This is a genomic window from Microbulbifer litoralis (genome assembly GCF_023634065.1).
GTDB classification, from domain to species: Bacteria; Pseudomonadota; Gammaproteobacteria; order Pseudomonadales; family Cellvibrionaceae; genus Microbulbifer; species Microbulbifer litoralis.
In genome coordinates, this window is sequence record NZ_JALKCV010000002.1 from 45,341 (window position 1) to 63,799 (window position 18,459).

Consider the following 18,459-nt stretch of genomic DNA (forward strand, 5'->3'; position numbering starts at 1 on the left):
TCAATAAAAGGGGGAGGGCGATGCGCGATAGCTGGCCGGAGGCCATTGCCGGGCGCGCCGCGCAGATGTACGGAGAGCTGGATACCGCTATCGGCCGGTTTATTGCCGAGCACCAGCTCCCCGACAGTTTTTGCCGGGTGATCGACGACTATTACCTGCCGCTGGCGCTGTGGCTGGCCGGGCAACGGCGCAGCGGGCAGACGCTGGTAGTCGGGCTCTGTGGCGGCCAGGGCTCGGGTAAGTCCACGCTCACCGCCTTCCTGGAACTGGTCTGGTCCCAATTGGAAATGCGCAGCGCCGGTTTCTCGCTCGACGATATCTATCTCACCAGGGATGCGCGCCGACAGCTGGCTCGCGAGGTACACCCTCTGCTGCAGACACGCGGCGTGCCCGGCACCCACGATGTGCCGCTGGGGCTGGAAACCATCGACGCGCTCAGCGGGCGCCGGGGCCCGGGCGAGTTCGCCATTCCCCTATTCGACAAATCCGTGGACGACCGCGCGCCGGTGGCGCAGTGGCCGCGGCGGCGGGCGCCGGTGGACATCCTGCTGTTCGAGGGCTGGTGCGTCGGTGCGCGCCCCTGGCAAAACGCGGAGGCGCCGATCAACGCACTGGAGCGGCGGGAGGACCCGGATGGAACCTGGCGGAATTACGTCAACAGCCAGTTGCGCGGCCCCTATGGGGAGTTGTTTGGTCGGCTCGACTTGCTGTTGATGTTGAAAGTGCCGGATATGGACTGTGTGCTGGAGTGGCGGCGCCTGCAGGAGCGAAAGCTGCGCGCGCGCAGCGGCGGCGGTATGAGCGATGACGGGATTCTGCGTTTTGTGCAGCACTACGAGCGGGTGACACGCAACCTGCTCGGGGAAATGCCGGACCGGGCCGACTGTGTGCTGGAATTGGGGCGCGACCACGGTATTGCCGGGATGCGCCTGCGCTGAGGGCGCGCGGGATATAAAAAAACCCGGCCGGAGCCGGGTTTGCCACCAGATTACTTGGCCTTGGGCGGACGGCCCGGGCCTCTCTTCGCGGTAGCGGCCTTTTTCGGGCGACCGGGAGATTTCTTGGCGGTGGCCTTCTTGGTAGCGGCCTTCTTCGGGCGACCAGGCCCTTTCTTGGCTGCGGTCTTCTTGGTGGCAGCCTTTTTCGGGCGACCGGGGCCTTTCTTGGCCTTGGTTGCAGCCTTCTTGGCCTTGGCAGTGGCTTTCTTCTTCGCGGCAGCGGCCTTCTTCTTCTCTGTAGCCGCTTTCTTCTTGGCGGCGGCAGCGGCCTTCTTCTTCTCTACAGCCGCTTTCTTCTTGGCAGCGGCAGCGGCTTTCTTGGCTTCTACAGCGGCTTTCTTCTTGGCCTGGGCAGCCAGTTTCTTGGCTACTGCGGATTCTTCCTTGGCTACGGCCTTGGCCACTTTGGCCGCCATCTGGTTGTCCGACTTGATGGTGGTCAGCTGTGCCTTGGCTTCCTTGGCGGCGGCCTTGGCGTTGTCGGCCACTTTTTTCGCCGCGGCGGCAGCGGTGCGGGCCGCTTTCAGTTGCTTCTGCTGCGCTGCAGTTTTCTTCTTGGCGCGAACAGATTTTACCTTGTCGGCGGCCTTGGAGGCCTTGTCGGCAGCCTTGGTGGCGTCCTTGGCCAGTTTGTCAGCGGCCTTGGCCGCGTCGGATTCCTGCTTCTCGCGCGCTTTTTCCAGTTTGGTTTTCAGTGCGCTCAGTTCCGCTTCCAGTTTGGCGACGGAGCTGACCTTGGATGCTTTGCTCTGTTTACTTGCAGCCATAAAATATCCCTGTACTAAGAATTGTTTTGGATGTGTGAAAAACATCGCGCTAATTGCAGCTTATTTATATACTGAAAACAAGTGTTTTTGGGCATTTTTACCCCGCAATGAATAAATTTAAGGGCTTTTTTACCCTCATTTCTTTTTTCTGGCTCTGGAGCTGCGGTTTTTGCGCGCTGTTCCAGTGGTTTGTCACCGGGAAAGCCGCCTGGTTCGGATTGCTGATTAGCGCCTGGGCGCTGCCGCTCTGGATGCTTTTGCGATTTCGGAATCCACAGAAATTCTCCGGCGATCAGCGTGAGACGCCGGCCTTTGCGGCAGTTTTGTCAGGGCTGGCAGTCACCCTGCTCACGGATGTCGATCGGGGGCTGCCGCTCTACCTGGCGATCGCCAACCTGTTTGTGGTCCTGGTCTATCTTTTCCACCTGAGCGCGTTCCGGCAGCCGGCAATGCCGCCAGTCGATGGCGTTTTTCCCACACTGGCCACCGGCGGCGGGCAGGACTGGAATGCGGCCGACAGCGCCCGGCGGGAAAAAGCGGCGGGATTGCTGCTGGTTTTTCTGCGCGGCAGTTTCTGTGCCGACAGCCGCGCGCAGTTGTCACAGCTGGCGGCGATGGAGGGCGAGTTGCATCGCCGCCGGGTGCAGCCGGTGCTGATCAGCACCGAGTCTGCCGATCACTGGCGGCCTCTGTACACGGGTGAAATGGTTCCGGAAATCGTCGAGCTGTGTCCGGCCGACAAACGCAACCGGCCGTTTGTCGCCGCCGGTGGTGCGCCCGCCTGGCTGTGGATGCTGGGCCGGTTGGCGGGCAGCGGCGCGGGAGCGGTTTGCCGGCCGAGCTGCTGGCTGTTGGACGATGAAGCTTTCGTTGTCTGGCGGCACCTGCCGGACAACTACCGGCTTCCGGGAAGCGGGGAATTTATTCGCGGGCAGTTGGTGCGGCTGGAGGAGTGAGGTGTGGGGCGCCCGGGACGGATTCCCGGGCGCAGTACCGGCGGCTCTTTACATCGCCTTGATTCATATTCCGGCTTTAAAGAGGGCCATAGGGCAGGTAGCGGTTGTCGGAGTGTTCCTTTATCCACAACAGCTGATCCCGGTCCAGCGGCGTTTTGCGGCGGCGCAGTGCCCTGGCCAGGGGAATTACCGCCGATTCGGCACCGGCATCCCAGCCCGGCAGTTGTTGTTCCGCGAGGGTGAAGAAGCGGATCAATTGCCACAGCTGCTCGCTGTCCCAGGCTTCGCTCTCCTCCAGCCAGCGTTGCGCCGGCAGACGGACCAGGTGAGAGGCCTGCATATCGCGTGGCTCCAGCACTTCGCCCAGCGGCTTGTCCGCCCGCACCGCGGCGATATAGCGCTGCAGCAGTTCACGGTCGATGGGCTCCTGTGATTTTTCCTGTGCGGCTGCTCGATCTGGTTCCCAGGCTCCGACACTCATTGCATGACTTCCTATTGGTTGGCGATGGCGGCGCATTATAAAGGTGCGAGTGCGGCTCTGCCGACCCCGAGGCCGTAGAGGCACCATTTATCCGGTGCGACGGGGTAGAATAGGGCCGCGCGACGGTTCCGGGCCTTGCCCTGCCGTTATTGCCAGACCGGGAGCGGGAAGTGTCCTCTCCCGGCAGACTCCGGACATACGCCCCTGTGTGCTTCCGCCTCAGTACATAATGAAGATAGAGGACTCGATGGAATTTATTGCCCAACCCCTGCCGGCCACCAAGCGGGTGGCACTGGTCGCCCACGACAACCGCAAGGCGGCGCTGATAGAATGGTGCAATCGCCACCGGGAGCTGCTGCAGCGCCATCGGCTGCTGGCCACCGGGACTACCGGTGCCCGTATAGAGGAAGCTACCGGGCTGGAGGTGGACAAGCTGTTCAGTGGCCCCATGGGGGGCGACCAGCAGTTGGGCGCGAGGATCTGCCAGGGCGAGATCGACCTGCTGGTCTTTTTCTGGGACCCGTTCGAGCCCATGCCCCACGATCCGGATGTGAAGGCGCTGCTGCGTATCGCCGCGGTGTGGAACATCCCGGTGGCCTGCAACTCCAGCAGCGCGGATATGATGGTGCAGTCCGCGTTGATGGAGGCGAGCTTCGACCGGGAAGTGCCGGATTACCTGGGTTACCTGGCAGCCCGCTAATACCGGAAAATCTGCCTAAAATTTGATCTAACTGGCCTGATGGACTTTGTAAGTTATTGATTTGCAAGGGTGTTTTTGTGACCATGCAGGTTTCACTTGCAAAGCTGGTGATTTCGCGGCAATCTTGCCCACCTGATTAGACCGGTCAATCCGGCGCCATTCGCATTAGCTAACTGTACGGTGTTTTATGAGTAGACGACGCGGTAAGGCCGTAGAAGAGGAAAAAGCAGAAATCGACCTGACGCCCATGCTGGACGTTGTGTTCATCATGCTGATCTTCTTTATCGTGACGGCTTCCTTTGTAAAAGAGAAGGCGCTGGATGTGAACGTCCCGGATCCGAATGATACGGAGACCACACCTCCGACCGACAAGCAGAACATTCTGCTGACGGTGGACGCCAACGACGAGATCTACCTGGGCGCCAGCCGTATTGATACCCGTGCCGTGCGCGCACGTATCGCGCAGCTGTATGCCGAGAACCCGGACGCGATCGTCATTGTGCGCGCGGACAACAAGTCCAGTGCCGACACCTATGTACAGATTGCCGACGCGGCCAAGGAAGTGAACCCGAATATCCAGGTTTCCCTGGTGCCCTACAAGGGCTGATCCGTTTCGGGATCACCGATTGAAAAAGCCAGCCTCGCGCTGGCTTTTTTTGTGCCCGCAGATCCGCTGTGGTGGGTCGAACCTCGACCCGCCGGTTTCAGAATTCCGAGCGGATCGCCCACAGATCCGGAAACACCGGCCGGAACAGCGTGCCCTGCAGGTAACCCACACCGCTGGAGCCGCCAGTGCCCATCTTGCTACCGATGGTGCGCTCCACCATCTTCACGTGGCGATAGCGCCACTGCTGCAGCGACGTATCGATATCCACCAGCGCCTCGCAGATCTCGCTGACCAGCGGATCGTTGCGGTAGACGTCGATCAGTATCTTCTGCACAGCAGTTGAAGGCGGCGCGACCTGACTGAAATCCCGTTTCAGTTCATTTTCCGGTATTTTGTGACCCTCCTTGGCCAGGAAGTTCAGGAAGGCATCCCACAGGGTCGGTGCCTCCAGGCGTTTCTGCAGGCGCAGGTAGTGATCGGAACCCGGCGCGTAGTTCTCCAGCTTCTTCGCATCCTTGGCGCCGAACAGGAATTCCAGCTCGCGGAACTGGAACGACTGGAAGCCGCTGGCGGTGGACAGCCGGTCGCGGAAGGAGTTGAACTCCAGCGGCGTCAGTGTCTCCAGGATGTCCACCTGCTGGATCAGGGTGCGGTAGATGGCATCCACCCGTTTCAGCGTATGCTGGGCGCGGTTGCGCTCGCCGGCGTTGAACAGGCGCACGAGGAAATCCAGTTCGTGCAGCAACTGCTTGAACCACAGCTCGTAGCTCTGGTGAATGACGATAAACAGCAGCTCGTCGTGTTCGGGCCCTTCGGACAGGGGCTGCTGGCACTGCAGCAGTTCGTCTACTTTCAGGTAGGAACTGTAGGTAACGGTCATGGGGAATCAACCTGGTTGTGTTTTGATCAGTCACGAAATAATGCTCTCTTTGAACGGCGCGGATCAAAACTAAAATTGCGGAAAAATCAGTAATATTGGGCCCATTATAAGGTCTGGAGTCTCGCAAATGGAAAACACAGCGCACGCTCTGCGAATCGATGGCCGGCGTCTCTGGGACAGCCTGATGGAAATGGCCCGGATCGGCGCCACTCCCGCTGGCGGCTGCAACCGCCAGGCCCTGACCGATGAAGATCGCGAGGGTCGCGACCTGTTTGTCGGTTGGTGTCGCGATATCGGCTGCGACATCCGCATCGACCGGATGGGCAATATCTTCGTTCGCCGCGCCGGGAGCGAGGACGGGTTGCCACCGGTGATGACCGGTTCCCACCTGGATACCCAGCCCACCGGCGGCAAGTTCGACGGCGTCTACGGCGTGCTCGCCGGACTGGAAGTGCTGCGCACCCTGGAAGACCGCGGAATAAAAACCAGGGCGCCGCTGGAACTGGTGGTCTGGACCAACGAGGAGGGCGCGCGCTTCTCGCCGGCGATGATCGGCTCCGGCGTCTGGGCCGGGGAGTTCGATCTCGAATACGGCCACTCCCGCGCCGACAAGGCCGGCAGGACCATCGGCGGGGAGCTGGAGCGCATCGGCTATCGGGGCGAGGCGCCGGCGGAGCCGCACCCGATCACCGCCGCCTTCGAGGCGCATATCGAACAGGGCCCGATCCTGGAGAACCGGGACCAGGTGATCGGCGTGGTCACCGGTGTGCAGGGTATCCGCTGGTACGACGTGACCTTCCACGGCACGCCGTGTCACGCCGGCCCCACGCCGATGGCGGACCGCCGCGACCCGGTGCAGGCGCTGTCGCACCTGTGCGAGCGCCTCTACAGCGAAGTGAAAGCCTACTCGGATGAGGCCCGTATGACCTGTGGCGACCTGCGCGCAGAGCCGGGCAGCCGCAATACGGTGCCGGAAAAGGTGGTCCTGGCGCTGGACCTGCGCCACCCGAAGCCGGAGGGTCTCGAGCACCTGCACCGTACCCTCTACCGCCTGGCCGAACAGGTGCAGGAGGCCACCGGCGCGACCATCGATGTGCGCGAGGAGTGGCACTCGCCGCCGGTGCAGTTCGACCAGGGCTGTATCGAGGCCGTCGACGGCGCCGTCAGGGCGCTGGGCTACAGCCACCGCCAGATGGTTTCCGGCGCCGGCCACGACTCCGTGTACGTGTCCCGCGTGGCACCGGTGTCGATGATCTTCGTGCCCTGTGCCGGCGGCCTGTCCCACAACGAGAAGGAATCCGCGGAGCCGGATCACCTGGAGGCCGGCTGCAATGTGCTGTTGCACGCGATGCTGGAAAGGGCCGGCGTGGCTTCCTGATCATAGTTCCCCTCTCCCGGCCCCTCCCCGCCATCGGCAGAGGGGCGTTTCGTAGCGAACATTTCTGGAACGAGAAACCATGAGTGAATTCACCCTCAAACGCCGCAGTGACGAAGGCGGCACCCGGCCTCTGCAAGACTGGGGCATGGACTCCGAATACGGCCCGCTGCGCGATGTGCTGATCGGTCCGGTGGACAATTTCAGCTGGCGCACCGGCAACGCCAGTGCCCGCCGCGCCGAGCGCCTGGGGTTGCAGTTCGACCACAAGGTGGCCGCCGCACAGCACGCGGAAATGCTCGATGCCTACCGCCACGCGGGTGTGAACACCCACCTGATCCCGGCGGACAGCAGCCTGCCGTACCAGATCTACGGCCGCGACTCCTCGGTGATGACCCCCTGGGGCCCGATCGTGACGCAGATGTACAGCCCCTGGCGCCGCGGCGAATGGGCGCCGATCGTCAAGAAATACGCGGAACTGGATATCCCCATCTACGACATCGTCACCGCGGGCTCACTGGAGGGCGGTGATTTCATGGTGCTGGAACCGGGCGTCATCCTCTGCGGCTATTCCGGCGAGCGCACCAGCGAGGCCGGCTTCAGGCAGATGAAGCGCTGGATCGAAAAAGAGGGCTGGGAGGTTGTGGGCTATCCGTTCGACCCCTTCTTCCTGCATATCGATGTGCTGGTGGCGATGCTGGCGGAAAAGCTGGCGGCCATCTGCATCGATGCGGTGGAGCCGGAACTGGTGCAGTGGTTCCGCGACCGCAATATCGAGATCATCGATATCCCCTTCCCGCAGGTGCTGGAACTGGGCGTCAATGTGGTGGCGCTGGGCAATGACCGTGTGATGCTGCCCGAGGCCAACCGGGGCCTGGCGGAAAAGTGCCGCGCCCACGGCCTCGAGGTGATCGACCCGGATATCTCGATGATCACGCCCGGCGGCGGTGGCGTACACTGCATGTGCCAGCCGTTGAGAAGAGATTCGGTAAGCCAAACTGGTTGATTCGGCCCTCGCGCGGGGCCCCGAAGTGGCTAACATGGCTGTTTTATCACAGGGCTCTCTGCCGCGCTCCCGGAGGGAGAGGGCAGGGGGCGAGAGTAATGGTAACGGAGCCCCCAATGAAGAGTTCATGCCCCGAGATCCGGGCCGGCGTCGCAGACCGGATCCTGGAAATCACCATCGATCGCCCGGAACGCAAAAACGCACTGACCATGGCGATGTACTCCGCCATGGCGGAGCTGTTGACTGCCGCCGCCGACGACCCGGAAGTGCGCGTTGTCATTATTTCCGGCGCCGGGGGCAATTTTACCAGCGGCAACGACCTGACGGATTTCCTCGGCGGCTCCGCTTCCGGTGAGGAATCGCCGGTGTTCCAGTTCATGCAGGCGCTGTACAGCTTCCCGAAGCCGGTGGTGGCGGCGGTCAACGGCCCCGCGATCGGTATCGGCACCACCATGTTGCTGCACTGCGACATGGCCTATGCGGGTGAGGACGCCATCTTCCAGATGCCGTTCGTGGACCTGGGCCTGTGCCCGGAATACGCCTCCAGCTACTTCCTGCCGCGCATCGCCGGCCACGCCAGGGCCTCGGAACTGTTGCTGCTGAGCAGGAAGTTCGATGCCCGGGAGGCCGTGTCGCTGGGCCTCTGCAATGCGGCCGTGCCCGCCGAAGAGGCGTTGGCCAGCGCCCGCGCAACCGCGGCAGAGCTGGCGCAAAAGGCGCCGGCGGCGGTGCGCCTGAGCAAGCGGTTGCTGCGCCGCGGAACCCACGACGCGGGCCTGGAAGTGATCAGGGAAGAGGCCGGCCACTTCCAGCAGCGGCTGGCGTCCGAGGAGTTCAAGGAGGCGGCTACCGCCTTTATGGAAAAGCGCCCGGCGGATTTTTCCCGCTTTGAGTAGCGGACCTTACCCGGCCGTCGACAATCTGTCTGGAGTATTCGAAAGTCGGCCTTGATGCCGGCCGGGTGGGGTATCGCTTTCCGGGACTCGCTGTGAATACGGATATGTACGCCTCTTGCTACGCAACAGAGGCCTATGCCGGGTAGTGAACGTCAGAAATCAAACAGCTCGGTAATCAGGTTTCTCTTGTGTTTTCTCGGCTCTGAGGTCTCGTCTTTTGCCGGTTGTGTGTGCGATCGTTCGATGATCTTGGCCAGTTCGCCGCGGTCGAGCCAGATACCGCGACACTTGGGGCAGTAGTCGATTTCGATGCCGTTGCGGTCGGCCTTGAGCAGTTTGGCGTCATCACAGGTGGGGCATTCCATGGCTTCCTCCGGTGTCGTTGATGTTTCCACTCTCTGCCGAAGTTGAGGCAGGTACTGCATACAAGCTTATACCACCGGGGCGGGTTTAAAGCCGGACCGCGGTGCCGCTGACGGCCCTGCCTTCCACGACGGAGGTGGTTGTCTTCAAGATGGTGGTTCTCTCCCGCTTCATTCAGTGAATTCATTGATAAAGGCGCGGGCCTGGTCCGGGTGATCCGTGAACAGCCCGTCCACACCCAGCTCACCGACAAACAGCTGCAGCAGCGCGTCAAAGCTTTCCAGCTGAGCCGGAACCCGGTCGGCGCGGAAAGTGTAGGGGTATACCGCAAGCCCCAACTGCTGCGCACGAGGCAGCAGTGCCGTGGGTGCGATGTCCCCGTCCTGTTGCGCGACCAGCATCATCGCCCAGGGGCCGATACCGTCGGCGTAGCCGGCGATCTTCTCCAGTCCGCCCTTTTCCCGCATCCAGCTGTAGTCGTAATTGACCAGCTCGCCCCCGACCTCCACGCGCTTCTCGCCCCACGAGGTCATGGCGATCAACTGTACCAGCGGCAGGTCCATCTCCAGTTTCGGCATCAGTTCCCGGTCGATACGCTGAAGTTCCTCGGCGTCGAAGGATTGCAGGAAAATCTTCTGCTTTCTGTCTGTGTAGCCGTAGCGCTTGAGTGCCCGCAGGGCCAGTGCCGCAATATCGCGCCCCTCGCGGTGGTGGAAAGCGGGTTTCTTGATTTCCGGATAGAGGCCGATGTCATAGCCGAGGGTTTCGTTCAAACCCTGGATCAGTTCGATTTCCTCTTCCAGGGTCGACAGTTGAAAACTGGAGCGGCCCAGCGGAAAGCGGCCGGGAAATTTCTGCGTGGGGCCGTCACCGGACTGGATGAACGCCTCGCTGACCCGCAATTGCTTCAGTTCGGCCAGCGTGAAATCGATGGTGTAGTAGTGGCCGTCGGCGCGCGCCCTCCGGGGGAATACCGTGGCGACATCGGTGGTGCTGTCCAGATGGATGTCGTGCATGACGATCAGGTGGTTGTCCCGGCTCAGCACCAGGTCCTGCTCGATATAGTCGGGGCGCATACCGTAGGCCAGCGCCTTGGCTTCCAGCGTGTGTTCCGGCAGGTAGCCGGAGGCTCCGCGGTGGGCGATCACCAGCGGTTTATCCGCCGCGAGGGCAGTGTCCGCGCAGGCGAGCAGTGACAGGCCGAGAACAAGTGAGAGGATCTTTGTCATATCGGGCAGCCATCGGATAAAAGATGGGGCCTTTTTACGGCAATACTGTGACAGCGTAAGGTCTGTGGGATGACCCGGTGCACGCTTACACATCCGCTTCCGCCGGCCAGCGGTAATCGGCGAGTTGTTCGCGAAGGTCCCTCTTGCTGATCTTGCCGGTGGCCGTGTGCGGCAGTTCCCCGACGAGAATACAGTCGTCCGGAATCCACCATTTGGCGACCTGGCCGCCGAAGGCCGCGAGAATCGCACCGGTGTCGAGGTCGGCCCCCGGCTTCGGTACCACCAGCAGCAGGGGCCGCTCGGCCCACTTTTCGTGTGCGATGCCGATCACCGCCGCCTCGGAGACTCCGTCCAGTGTCATGGCGAAATTTTCCAGTTCGATGGAGGATATCCACTCACCGCCGGACTTGATCACGTCCTTGGTGCGATCGGTGATGCCCAGGTAGCCGCGCGCATCGATGGTGGCCACATCGCCGGTATCGAACCAGCCGTCGGCGGTCAGCGCGGACTCGTCGGCGCGGTAATAGCGCTCGCATACCCAGGGGCCGCGCACCTGCAGCGCGCCGTAGGCCACGCCGTCCCGTGGCAGCGACTGGCCCTGTTCGTCGACGATGCGCATTTCCACCCCGAACGCCGCGCGTCCCTGTTTCAGGCGCAGGCTCCTGGCCTCCCCGGCGGGTACCGAGCCTGCGACCCGAGGGTTGAACGTTCCCAGCGGGCTCATCTCGGTCATGCCCCAGGCGTGGTGGGTGTAGACGCCGTGGCGCTGTTCGAATTCCTCCATGATGCTCCACGGACAGGCGGAGCCGCCGACCACCACGCGATCCAGGCTGGCAATCGTGTCGTCGTTTTCGCGCAGGTATTTCAGCAGGGCCAGCCAGACGGTGGGAACCCCGGCGGCAATGGTGACCTTCTCCCGCTGCATCAGCCTGGTGAGGGTTTCGCCACAGCCCATCCTGGGCCCCGGCAAGACCAGCTTGGCCCCGACCACCGGCACCGCGTAGGGAATCGCCCAGGCATTGACGTGGAACATGGGCACCACCGGCAGCACCGCGTCGTGGCTCTGCAGGGCGAAGACGTCGGGCAGCAGTACACCGTAGGTGTGCAGCAGCATGGCGCGGTGGGAGTAGAGCACGCCCTTGGGGTTGCCGGTGGTGCCGGAGGTGTAGCAGAGGGCGGCGGCAGTGGACTCGTCCAGCTGCGGCCAGTCGAACCGGGTCGGCTGCAGGGCCAGCAACTCCTCATAGCAGTGTACGTCGGGCAGGCTGGTATCCGGCATGTGATCGCTGTCGGTCAGGATCACATAGCCCCTGACGGTGCCCAGCCTGTCCGCCAACGCCTCCAGCAGCGGTACGAACATCGGGTCGATGAACAGCCAGCGATCCTCCGCATGCTCGACGATATAGGTGATCTGTTCGGGAAAAAGGCGCGGGTTGATCGTGTGGCAGACCAGTCCACTGCAGGAAGTCGCGTAGTAGAGTTCAAAGTGGCGGTAGTCGTTCCAGGCCAGGGTGCCGATGCGGTCGCCCGGCGCAGCGCCCAGTTTCTGCAGTGCATGGGCCAGCTGCGCGCTGCGCTCGAAGGCCTCGCTGTAGGTGTAGCGGTGCTGCGGGTTGTCCGCGGTGATGGAGACAATTTCACTGTCGGCGAAGTTGGCCTGTGCGTGGCGCATCACCTCGGTGAGGGTGAGTTGGGACTGCATCATCATGCCTGGCATGGGCTGGCTCCTTTATCATTATGGTTCTTGGTGTGTGCGTCGTTCACTCTGGCCCGGATACAGGGGCGCCATTGCCCGGGCCTGCGGCGTTCACAGGTCCGGAGCTTGTTCCCGGTGGGCTGTAGTCGCGAGTTCCGAAACTACTGCACTATCTTGATCCACTCGCCGTCCTTGGGCTCGCCGCGCGGGTAGTAGCCGTTCAGCAGCCGCAACTGTTCCTCGGCGTACTCGCCGATTTCCATATGCCGGGCCAGGGCGGCGAAGGTGGTTTTGTTGTTGGCCCTGACGTAGCGCACGCGCTTGATATCCGGCTGGATGATGTCGCTGCGGCGCAGCGGCCGGAAGCTGCGGATACTGGTCAGGAACAGGTTGTCGTACTCGTTGAGTTTTTCCGCACCGCCGCCGGGTTGCCTGACCTTGCCCTCGAGGATATACAGACGGCTGCCGTAGTAGATAACCGCGACGCGATCCGGATCCGCCTCGCCGGCGGCGGGCAGTTTGCCGGTGTGGCCGGTCAGCCGGTACTGGTTCAGCGCCTCGTCCTGTTCCAGTTCGCGCACGTCGTAGACTTCGCGCAGGGTCATATCGGCCGGCTGGTTGTTCTCGCGCTGTTCCACTTTGAGGGTAATGCTGGCGGAACCATCCGGCGCGGTGCCGACAATGGCGCTGCGCTCGTTGCTCACTTCCCAGCCGTCGGGGAACAGCAGTGAAAAGCCCAGGCGCTTGTGGTTGTAGCGGTTCTTGTCCGACTGCTGTGCATTCTGGCCGTAGACCAGGCCGTCGGTTTTTTCCCGGTAGTATTCCACCTTGGTGCTCTTGTCGCCCTCGGACAGTTCGCCCGCAGCCTGCACCACTTCCTGCAGGCGGATGTCGTTGCGCGGGTGAGAGGAGAAAACACCGTGGTAGGTCTGCTGCTTCTTGCCCTCGATCCGGGCGCGGCGGCGGGAAAAGGTTTCCTGGTCTTTCAGCAGCGCAATCACATTGATCATCGCCTGGGGATCGTAGCCGGCGTTATACATGTACTGGGCGCCGAAACGGTCGGCTTCCAGTTCCATATCGCGGCCGTAGCCCTTGACGGCGGCGGTGCTCCAGAGATTCGCCACATCGCCGACAACGCCGCTGCCGGTAACCAGCACCGACAGTACCGAGGCGACCCCGGCGCCGGTGGCGGCGGTTTTCTGCCGCACCGCATGGCGCGCCGTGACGTGGCCTATCTCGTGGGCCAGCACCGCGGCCATTTCCGCCTCCGAGTGCAGGTAGGTCAACAGGCCGCGATTGATATAGATATAGCCGCCGGGCAGGGCGAAGGCGTTGATATCCTGGCTGTCGATGATGGTGAAATGGTATTTGAGTTCCGGCCGGTCGCTGGCGTTGGCAATCTTCTGGCCCACGTGATCGACGTAGGCGGTCAGCACCGGGTCCTCGTAGACCGGCGTGCTGTCCACCAGCTTCTGGTGCATTTCCCGGCCGATTTCGATTTCCTTCTCTTCCGACATCAAGACCAGGTCCGGCCGGTTGGTGGCCGGATTGAAGGCGCAGCCGGCGGTGGCCGCAATCAGGGTACCGATGACCATGCTTCTGAAATAATGTTTATTGAAATAGTGCATCGCTCTGTTCCCCCTAGGATTTGCTGTTCACCGGTTGCCCCGGCAGTAAGAACTGCTGCAGTTGGGCGGCCATGCCCTTGCAGGCGTTGTTCTGCACCCGCGCGATCAGCGGTATCGGCACCACGATCGCGGGCATATAGGATGTGCCCTTGGCGTCTGCACTCATCTTGCCGGACAGTTCCTGGTCGCGGAAATCCCACACCGAGGCCTCGTAGTCCGACTCCTTGTCCCAGGTGCCGAAACCGAAGCAGCCGGCGCCACCGGTACCGATGGAGCAGCCGATGGAGCCGGCGCTCGATGTGGTTTCGGTAGAGCCGTCGATCCAGACGATATATTTGACCCCGTAGGCCTCGAGGCGGTCGCGCACTTCCGGGATCTCCATCAGCCGGTCGAGCGACTTGAGGTGCATGGGGGCGGTGCGCGGTTCGAACCAGGGGTACATGGCGTCGACAAACTGCTGTTCCGGTATCACCTTGACGCCGCGCTCCGGATCGTTCAGGCGGTTGCCGACACAGTCGATCAGGTCCGGTTCCGTCTCGTATTCGCTGGAGTGGCGGCGGCCGAGAATCACCACCGAGTCGCCGTGGGCCAGCTCGCCGTCGCTGCGCCGATACTCGTCGATCACCACGGTAGTGCAGCCGCTGAGGACGGCGAGGGCAAATGCAAACACTATTCTGAACACGACAACCTCCTGTTCCCTAATCCTGTCCGGCCGCGGTTTCGGTCGGCGCGTCGGCTTCCTTCATCGACAGCGAACGCTGTTTCTGTGCCAGTATCGCCCGCAACCCGGGGACCTGGGCAAAGCCGGTATAGAGGGTGGCGCCGGCATCGCGCAGGGCCACGTTGATTGCCTGGGCCAGCGCGTCCTCCCGGGACTTCAGGAAGGCGGTGGGGGTCTTGCCGTAGGCGGTGATCACCCAGTCGGCCACCGAGTTGCCCTGCTGGTCGTAGGCGTGCATATCGTATTTGATCCAGACTTCAAAAATATTGACGCGGGTTTCCCGCGGCATGGTGAACTGCAGTTCGCGCACTTCCGGCACTATGACCAGCTCCACGTCGCCGGGCAGGTTCTGTGGATACTGCGACAGGGGCACCGTCTCGGTGAACATGGAACCCAGCACCGTCTCGAACAGCGCTTTCTGTGCGCGACCGGTATCGATGTTCCACTCGTCGCGGTCCTCGGCATCTTCCGTGTAGGTGAAATTGCTGAAGCCTTCACTCAGGTAGATACCGACGGTCAGCGGGTGCTGGGGCCCCACTGGCGCCGGGTATTCGCCGCCCACCTGCACCGTATGGCTGCAGGCGCCGGCGAGCAGTGTCGCTGCGATCAGGATGATTTTCGTTACCGCTGAAAATCCATTTTTCGGGAAAGCCATGGTTTACTCCTGGTACGGATGTCGCGCTCGGCTATCGAAAATCGTTCAACCCCACAAAAGTGCCGCCGTTGCGGTAGGTAAGTTCGCGCATCAGCGCGGCAAACCTGAGCCCGGTGGTCTGCAGGTGCGGTGGGCGCGAGAACTGGATCGGGAAGCCCACCGCGTGTATGCGTACATTGCGCTTGCCCTCGCCGTGCTGGGCATTGACCCGGTCCACCGCCAGCATGACATTGCGGATGGACTTGCCGGTAAACTCGTCGCCGAGCACGTAGATACTGATTTTCTTGTTGGGATCGTAAAAACTGCGCACGGCTTTCTGGATGCCCTCCACGGGGCTGGAATTACTGAACGGGTTCCAGGAGCGCAGCCGCTCCAGGATCGCCTGGCGGCGCCCGGGGGTATCGGGAATCCACTTGCGCCGATAGTTGGAGAACATATAGTCCCCCATATCGTTCATGACCTGGATGCCCTTGACGTTGGGATAGAGGTCCAGGGTGTTGACCATCTCGTTCATCATCCGGTCCCAGCCGTAGTTGAACATACTGCCGGAGGTGTCGATGATGAACAGGATGTATTCGCTGTCCACGGGGATGCCGCCGATGACGTTGTTCTTGCGCTGGTAGTTCTCGCCCAGCAGGCGTCGCATTTCCTCGGTCATGCTCTGCAGGGCGACTGTCAGTTCGCCGCGCAGTTTGCCCTCTTCGGTCTCGCCCTCGGTCTTGCGGGCGTATTGGGCCTGCAATGTACTCAGCTCGCCGCGCAGCTTGGCGATGCGCTTGCGCTCTATATCCAGCTGCTCGCGCTTTGCGTTCAGGTCGCGGTTGAGGACGCTGGTCTCGCCGCGTATTTCCGCCAGCTGCCGCTGCAGTTCCTGCACCTGGCCGTCCAGGTCGACCTCCGCCTCCTCCAGGACGATGGGCTCCACGGTCTTGGCGATCATCAACAGCAGGACGATGGCGCCAAAGCCGCAGCAGATGACGTCGAGAAAGGAAATGCTGAACTCTTCCTGATTTCGTTTCTGGCGGTTTCGCCTCATGGCCAGTCCCTCGATGGTGCGAGGAAGGATCCCCGGGTATCCATGGCGAGTTTCCAGAACTCACTGGCGGCAAAGGGATCGCCCTCCATCGGTGCCAGGATCACATTGATCGGCACATCTTTCGGCAGTACCTTGACTGCGCGCTTGAACAGGTCGCGGCGGTCCGAACCGGAAATGGTATTGCCGCGCGGCTTCTTCATGCCCTGGGTGGGCAGGCCGTCGGTGATCAGGATGATATTGTCCGGCAGCGGGGACATGGCGCCGACGGCATTGAATACCCGCTCCAGGCTGGTGCCATTCTCCGGTACCACTTTTCCCAGCTCCTCGATTGCCCTGTCCAGCTGGCCGCGATCGTCGACATTCAGCCAGCGGTCCTCGGTGCCGGCGATGGCAGCCCGAAAACCGGTATTGAAAGTGTAGATCTGATACTGGCTGTCCTGCGGGAACTGCGCGGTGAGCCAGGACACGGTGCGCAGCGCGCGCTGCCATTTATCCGTCTCCCGTTTGACACGGGACGACATATTGCGCGTGCGGATCACCTTGATCAGCTCGTCGCCGAGCATGCTCGCGGAGGAATCCAGCAGTACCAGGATGCGGTCGCCGCCGAGGCGCAGGCCGGTGAGGTACTGTCGGTCGCCATCGCCGACAAACTTGCGCACGTTGTTGCCGAGTTTTTCGTTCTCGGCCTCCAGTTCCCTTTTTGCCTGTTCGAGCTTCTTGAGCTTTTCCTGCAGGCGCTTGATATCCTCTTCTTCGTCGGTGCTGTCTATTTCGGCGATGTTGCCCCTGACCGCTTCTATCTCCTCGATGATGCGGCGGGCGAGACCCTGGGTCTCGGCCAGTTCGTCGCTGGTGGTATCCAGCGTGTTGCGCGCCAGCACCAGGTGTTCCCGGCCGAATTCCACCTCTTCCTGCAGCAGGTTGACCTCGGCTGCCAGATCCTCGTTCTCCGCCTCGATATCGTGATCCGAGCCGTGCTTGATGATCAGGAAGATCAGTGCCACGGCGCCAAAGCCGCAGGACATGATGTCGAGAAAGGACAGGCTGGAGGTGGAAAAGCGCCTTTTTCTACGCACTATAACGCTCCACGCTGATCGCGGTGATGACTTCCTCGCCGTCTGCAACCCCGATCCGGTCGCCGGCGCTGAGATTGACCGGCGCGGCAATCTCCTTGCCGTTCAGCATCAGTTGCGTGCCCGCATCCACCCGCAGCGCCAGTTTGCCGGCGTGGTTGGTGATGGTGGCGGCCGGGTGATCCGGCGGTGTCGGCGTCACGGTAAATTTGCCCTCCTTCCAGCTGACGAACAGCGGTTGCTGCGCTGCCAGCGCGCGGTGGCCGTATAGCAGGTGGGTGGCGGCTGCCTCGGCGACGCTGTTGACCTGCACCGCGACTTCGTTGGCCGGCGCGGCGCTCAGGGCGTTGACCAGCCGCAGGGCGGCGGAGTCGCTGTGCACTTCCTGCCAGCGCTGGGAGATGGACTGCGCCACACAGTTGTGGGGCAGCAGGTGAATGCGCTCGGCCAGTTGCGCGCCGCCGGGAATTTCCGCCCAGCGGTGTGAGACGAAGACGACGCTGTTGGACTCGGCCAGGTTGTCGATCAGGGCGCGCACGCGGGAGAGGATCGGCGTGCTGGCATCCTGCAACTGGCGCAGGCTGACCTTGGCCGTGCGGTCGTCCAGTTCCGCAAGCACTTCTCCCTGGCGCATGGCGCGATTGACCCATTGCGGCATCATGTCGTAGAGCTGTTGTTCCGCCTCCGCCGAGTGCAGCGGATCGAAGCGGCACTGCATGATGAAGGCGTCGGTGAATACCCGCGCCCAGGCGTCCTGGAAATTCTGCAGGCCGGCGTCGTTAACCGTCTCGGCGATATCCAGCACTGCGTGTTCGTGCACGGCGACGCGGCTGACCAGCGTCTGGTGGCGCTGCAGTTCGATGTGCAGGTGCACGCCCCGCGGCGCCGAGTGGGCGATGCAGGCGCTGGCCGCGTCCACCAGGCCCACGGCGTTGACCGGGCTCTCGTTGACGATACCCAGCAGCAGCGCCAGCTGTTCGCGGGTGAAATTACCGGGCACTGCCAGCACCACTTCCGCCGGCAGGTCGCAGTGTTCGGCGGCTTCCTGCAGGTGGCAGTAGGCCAGGTCCGCGTGGTGGCGACAGCGGGCGTTTTCCGATTTCAGGGACTCCAGGCTCAGGCGGCGCCAGAACTGGTTGTTGACCTGAGTGGGGTGGCTGCGCGCGCGCATCAGCGCGGCGTTGCCGACAAGAATTTTTTGCGGTTCGATAATTGCGACGCCGGGGCTGTCGAGCACCTCGTCGGTGCCGTCGAAGACGCGCAGGCCGCAGTCATTGATTTCCAGAACGCCTTGGGTCATGGGTTTCTTTCCTTCTTCAGCGGGTGAGGGCGACCGCGGCCGGCCCTCTGCCCCGGCCCTTCTCCCGGTGGGAGAGGAGTGGGGCTTTGTGG

General features: G+C 62.4%; 19 protein-coding genes. 7 read left to right on the forward strand and 12 right to left on the reverse strand.

Annotation, left to right across the window (positions count from 1 at the left end):
* The first annotated feature begins 20 nt into the window (after positions 1-20).
* Positions 21-938, forward strand: a complete 918-nt coding sequence (locus MWN76_RS03550) for a phosphoribulokinase (protein ID WP_250459401.1) — start codon at positions 21-23, stop codon at positions 936-938.
* 50 nt (positions 939-988) lie between these two features.
* Here the strand turns inward: MWN76_RS03550 and MWN76_RS03555 are convergent, their stop codons facing one another.
* Complete coding sequence (locus MWN76_RS03555) at positions 989-1,765, reverse strand: hypothetical protein (protein WP_250459403.1); 777 nt, start codon at positions 1,763-1,765, stop codon at positions 989-991.
* A gap of 323 nt (positions 1,766-2,088) precedes the next feature.
* Between MWN76_RS03555 and MWN76_RS03560 the strand changes: the two genes are divergently transcribed.
* Entirely contained in the window at positions 2,089-2,721 is a 633-nt protein-coding gene (locus MWN76_RS03560; protein WP_250459405.1) for a hypothetical protein, read from the forward strand.
* Between the two features lie 76 nt (positions 2,722-2,797).
* On the opposite strand, the gene MWN76_RS03565 is transcribed toward MWN76_RS03560, so the two are convergent.
* Positions 2,798-3,202 carry a hypothetical protein gene (locus MWN76_RS03565; protein WP_250459407.1) on the reverse strand — a complete coding sequence of 135 codons (405 nt, stop codon included), beginning with the start codon at positions 3,200-3,202 and terminating at the stop codon, positions 2,798-2,800.
* Between the two features lie 247 nt (positions 3,203-3,449).
* Here MWN76_RS03565 and MWN76_RS03570 point away from each other — a divergent pair, with 247 nt between their 5' ends.
* A complete protein-coding gene (locus MWN76_RS03570) occupies positions 3,450-3,902 on the forward strand; it encodes a methylglyoxal synthase (RefSeq protein ID WP_250459409.1) in 453 nt (150 codons plus the stop codon).
* Between the two features lie 187 nt (positions 3,903-4,089).
* On the forward strand, positions 4,090-4,509 hold the full coding sequence (locus tag MWN76_RS03575) for an ExbD/TolR family protein (protein ID WP_250459411.1): 420 nt from the start codon (positions 4,090-4,092) through the stop codon (positions 4,507-4,509).
* A gap of 97 nt (positions 4,510-4,606) precedes the next feature.
* Here the strand turns inward: MWN76_RS03575 and MWN76_RS03580 are convergent, their stop codons facing one another.
* Positions 4,607-5,389, reverse strand: coding sequence for a tryptophan 2,3-dioxygenase (locus tag MWN76_RS03580; RefSeq protein WP_250459413.1), 783 nt, complete (start codon positions 5,387-5,389; stop codon positions 4,607-4,609).
* Between the two features lie 127 nt (positions 5,390-5,516).
* Between MWN76_RS03580 and MWN76_RS03585 the strand changes: the two genes are divergently transcribed.
* The 3 genes from MWN76_RS03585 to MWN76_RS03595 all read left to right on the forward strand — a co-directional run bounded on the left by MWN76_RS03585 (position 5,517) and on the right by MWN76_RS03595 (position 8,666).
* On the forward strand, positions 5,517-6,767 hold the full coding sequence (locus tag MWN76_RS03585; protein WP_250459415.1) for a Zn-dependent hydrolase: 1,251 nt from the start codon (positions 5,517-5,519) through the stop codon (positions 6,765-6,767).
* Between the two features lie 79 nt (positions 6,768-6,846).
* Positions 6,847-7,770 (forward strand): dimethylarginine dimethylaminohydrolase family protein, encoded by a 924-nt coding sequence (locus MWN76_RS03590; protein WP_250459416.1) that lies wholly within the window; start codon positions 6,847-6,849, stop codon positions 7,768-7,770.
* Positions 7,771-7,886: 116 nt separating this feature from the next.
* A complete protein-coding gene (locus MWN76_RS03595; RefSeq protein ID WP_250459417.1) occupies positions 7,887-8,666 on the forward strand; it encodes an enoyl-CoA hydratase in 780 nt (259 codons plus the stop codon).
* 152 nt (positions 8,667-8,818) lie between these two features.
* Here MWN76_RS03595 and MWN76_RS03600 read toward each other — a convergent pair whose 3' ends face one another.
* The 9 genes from MWN76_RS03600 to MWN76_RS03640 form a co-directional block, all read right to left on the reverse strand.
* Complete coding sequence (locus MWN76_RS03600; RefSeq protein WP_250459418.1) at positions 8,819-9,031, reverse strand: TFIIB-type zinc ribbon-containing protein; 213 nt, start codon at positions 9,029-9,031, stop codon at positions 8,819-8,821.
* 168 nt (positions 9,032-9,199) lie between these two features.
* Positions 9,200-10,258, reverse strand: coding sequence for a glycerophosphodiester phosphodiesterase (glpQ, locus tag MWN76_RS03605; RefSeq protein ID WP_250459419.1), 1,059 nt, complete (start codon positions 10,256-10,258; stop codon positions 9,200-9,202).
* Positions 10,259-10,343: 85 nt separating this feature from the next.
* Positions 10,344-11,975, reverse strand: coding sequence for a long-chain-fatty-acid--CoA ligase (locus MWN76_RS03610; RefSeq protein WP_250459420.1), 1,632 nt, complete (start codon positions 11,973-11,975; stop codon positions 10,344-10,346).
* A 140-nt stretch (positions 11,976-12,115) separates the two neighbouring features.
* Positions 12,116-13,582 carry a M48 family metalloprotease gene (locus MWN76_RS03615; RefSeq protein ID WP_250459421.1) on the reverse strand — a complete coding sequence of 489 codons (1,467 nt, stop codon included), beginning with the start codon at positions 13,580-13,582 and terminating at the stop codon, positions 12,116-12,118.
* A 13-nt stretch (positions 13,583-13,595) separates the two neighbouring features.
* On the reverse strand, positions 13,596-14,264 hold the full coding sequence (locus MWN76_RS03620; RefSeq protein ID WP_250459422.1) for a hypothetical protein: 669 nt from the start codon (positions 14,262-14,264) through the stop codon (positions 13,596-13,598).
* A gap of 16 nt (positions 14,265-14,280) precedes the next feature.
* Positions 14,281-14,958, reverse strand: coding sequence for a hypothetical protein (locus tag MWN76_RS03625; protein ID WP_250459423.1), 678 nt, complete (start codon positions 14,956-14,958; stop codon positions 14,281-14,283).
* Between the two features lie 31 nt (positions 14,959-14,989).
* Positions 14,990-15,994: a VWA domain-containing protein gene (locus MWN76_RS03630; RefSeq protein WP_250459424.1), complete on the reverse strand. Its 1,005-nt coding sequence runs from the start codon at positions 15,992-15,994 to the stop codon at positions 14,990-14,992.
* Positions 15,991-17,070: a VWA domain-containing protein gene (locus MWN76_RS03635; protein ID WP_250459426.1), complete on the reverse strand. Its 1,080-nt coding sequence runs from the start codon at positions 17,068-17,070 to the stop codon at positions 15,991-15,993. Before MWN76_RS03635 ends, MWN76_RS03630 begins: the two co-directional genes overlap by 4 nt.
* Positions 17,063-18,367, reverse strand: a complete 1,305-nt coding sequence (locus MWN76_RS03640) for a hypothetical protein (RefSeq protein WP_250459428.1) — start codon at positions 18,365-18,367, stop codon at positions 17,063-17,065. The genes MWN76_RS03635 and MWN76_RS03640 overlap by 8 nt, the downstream gene beginning before the upstream one ends.
* Positions 18,368-18,459 lie beyond the last annotated feature (92 nt).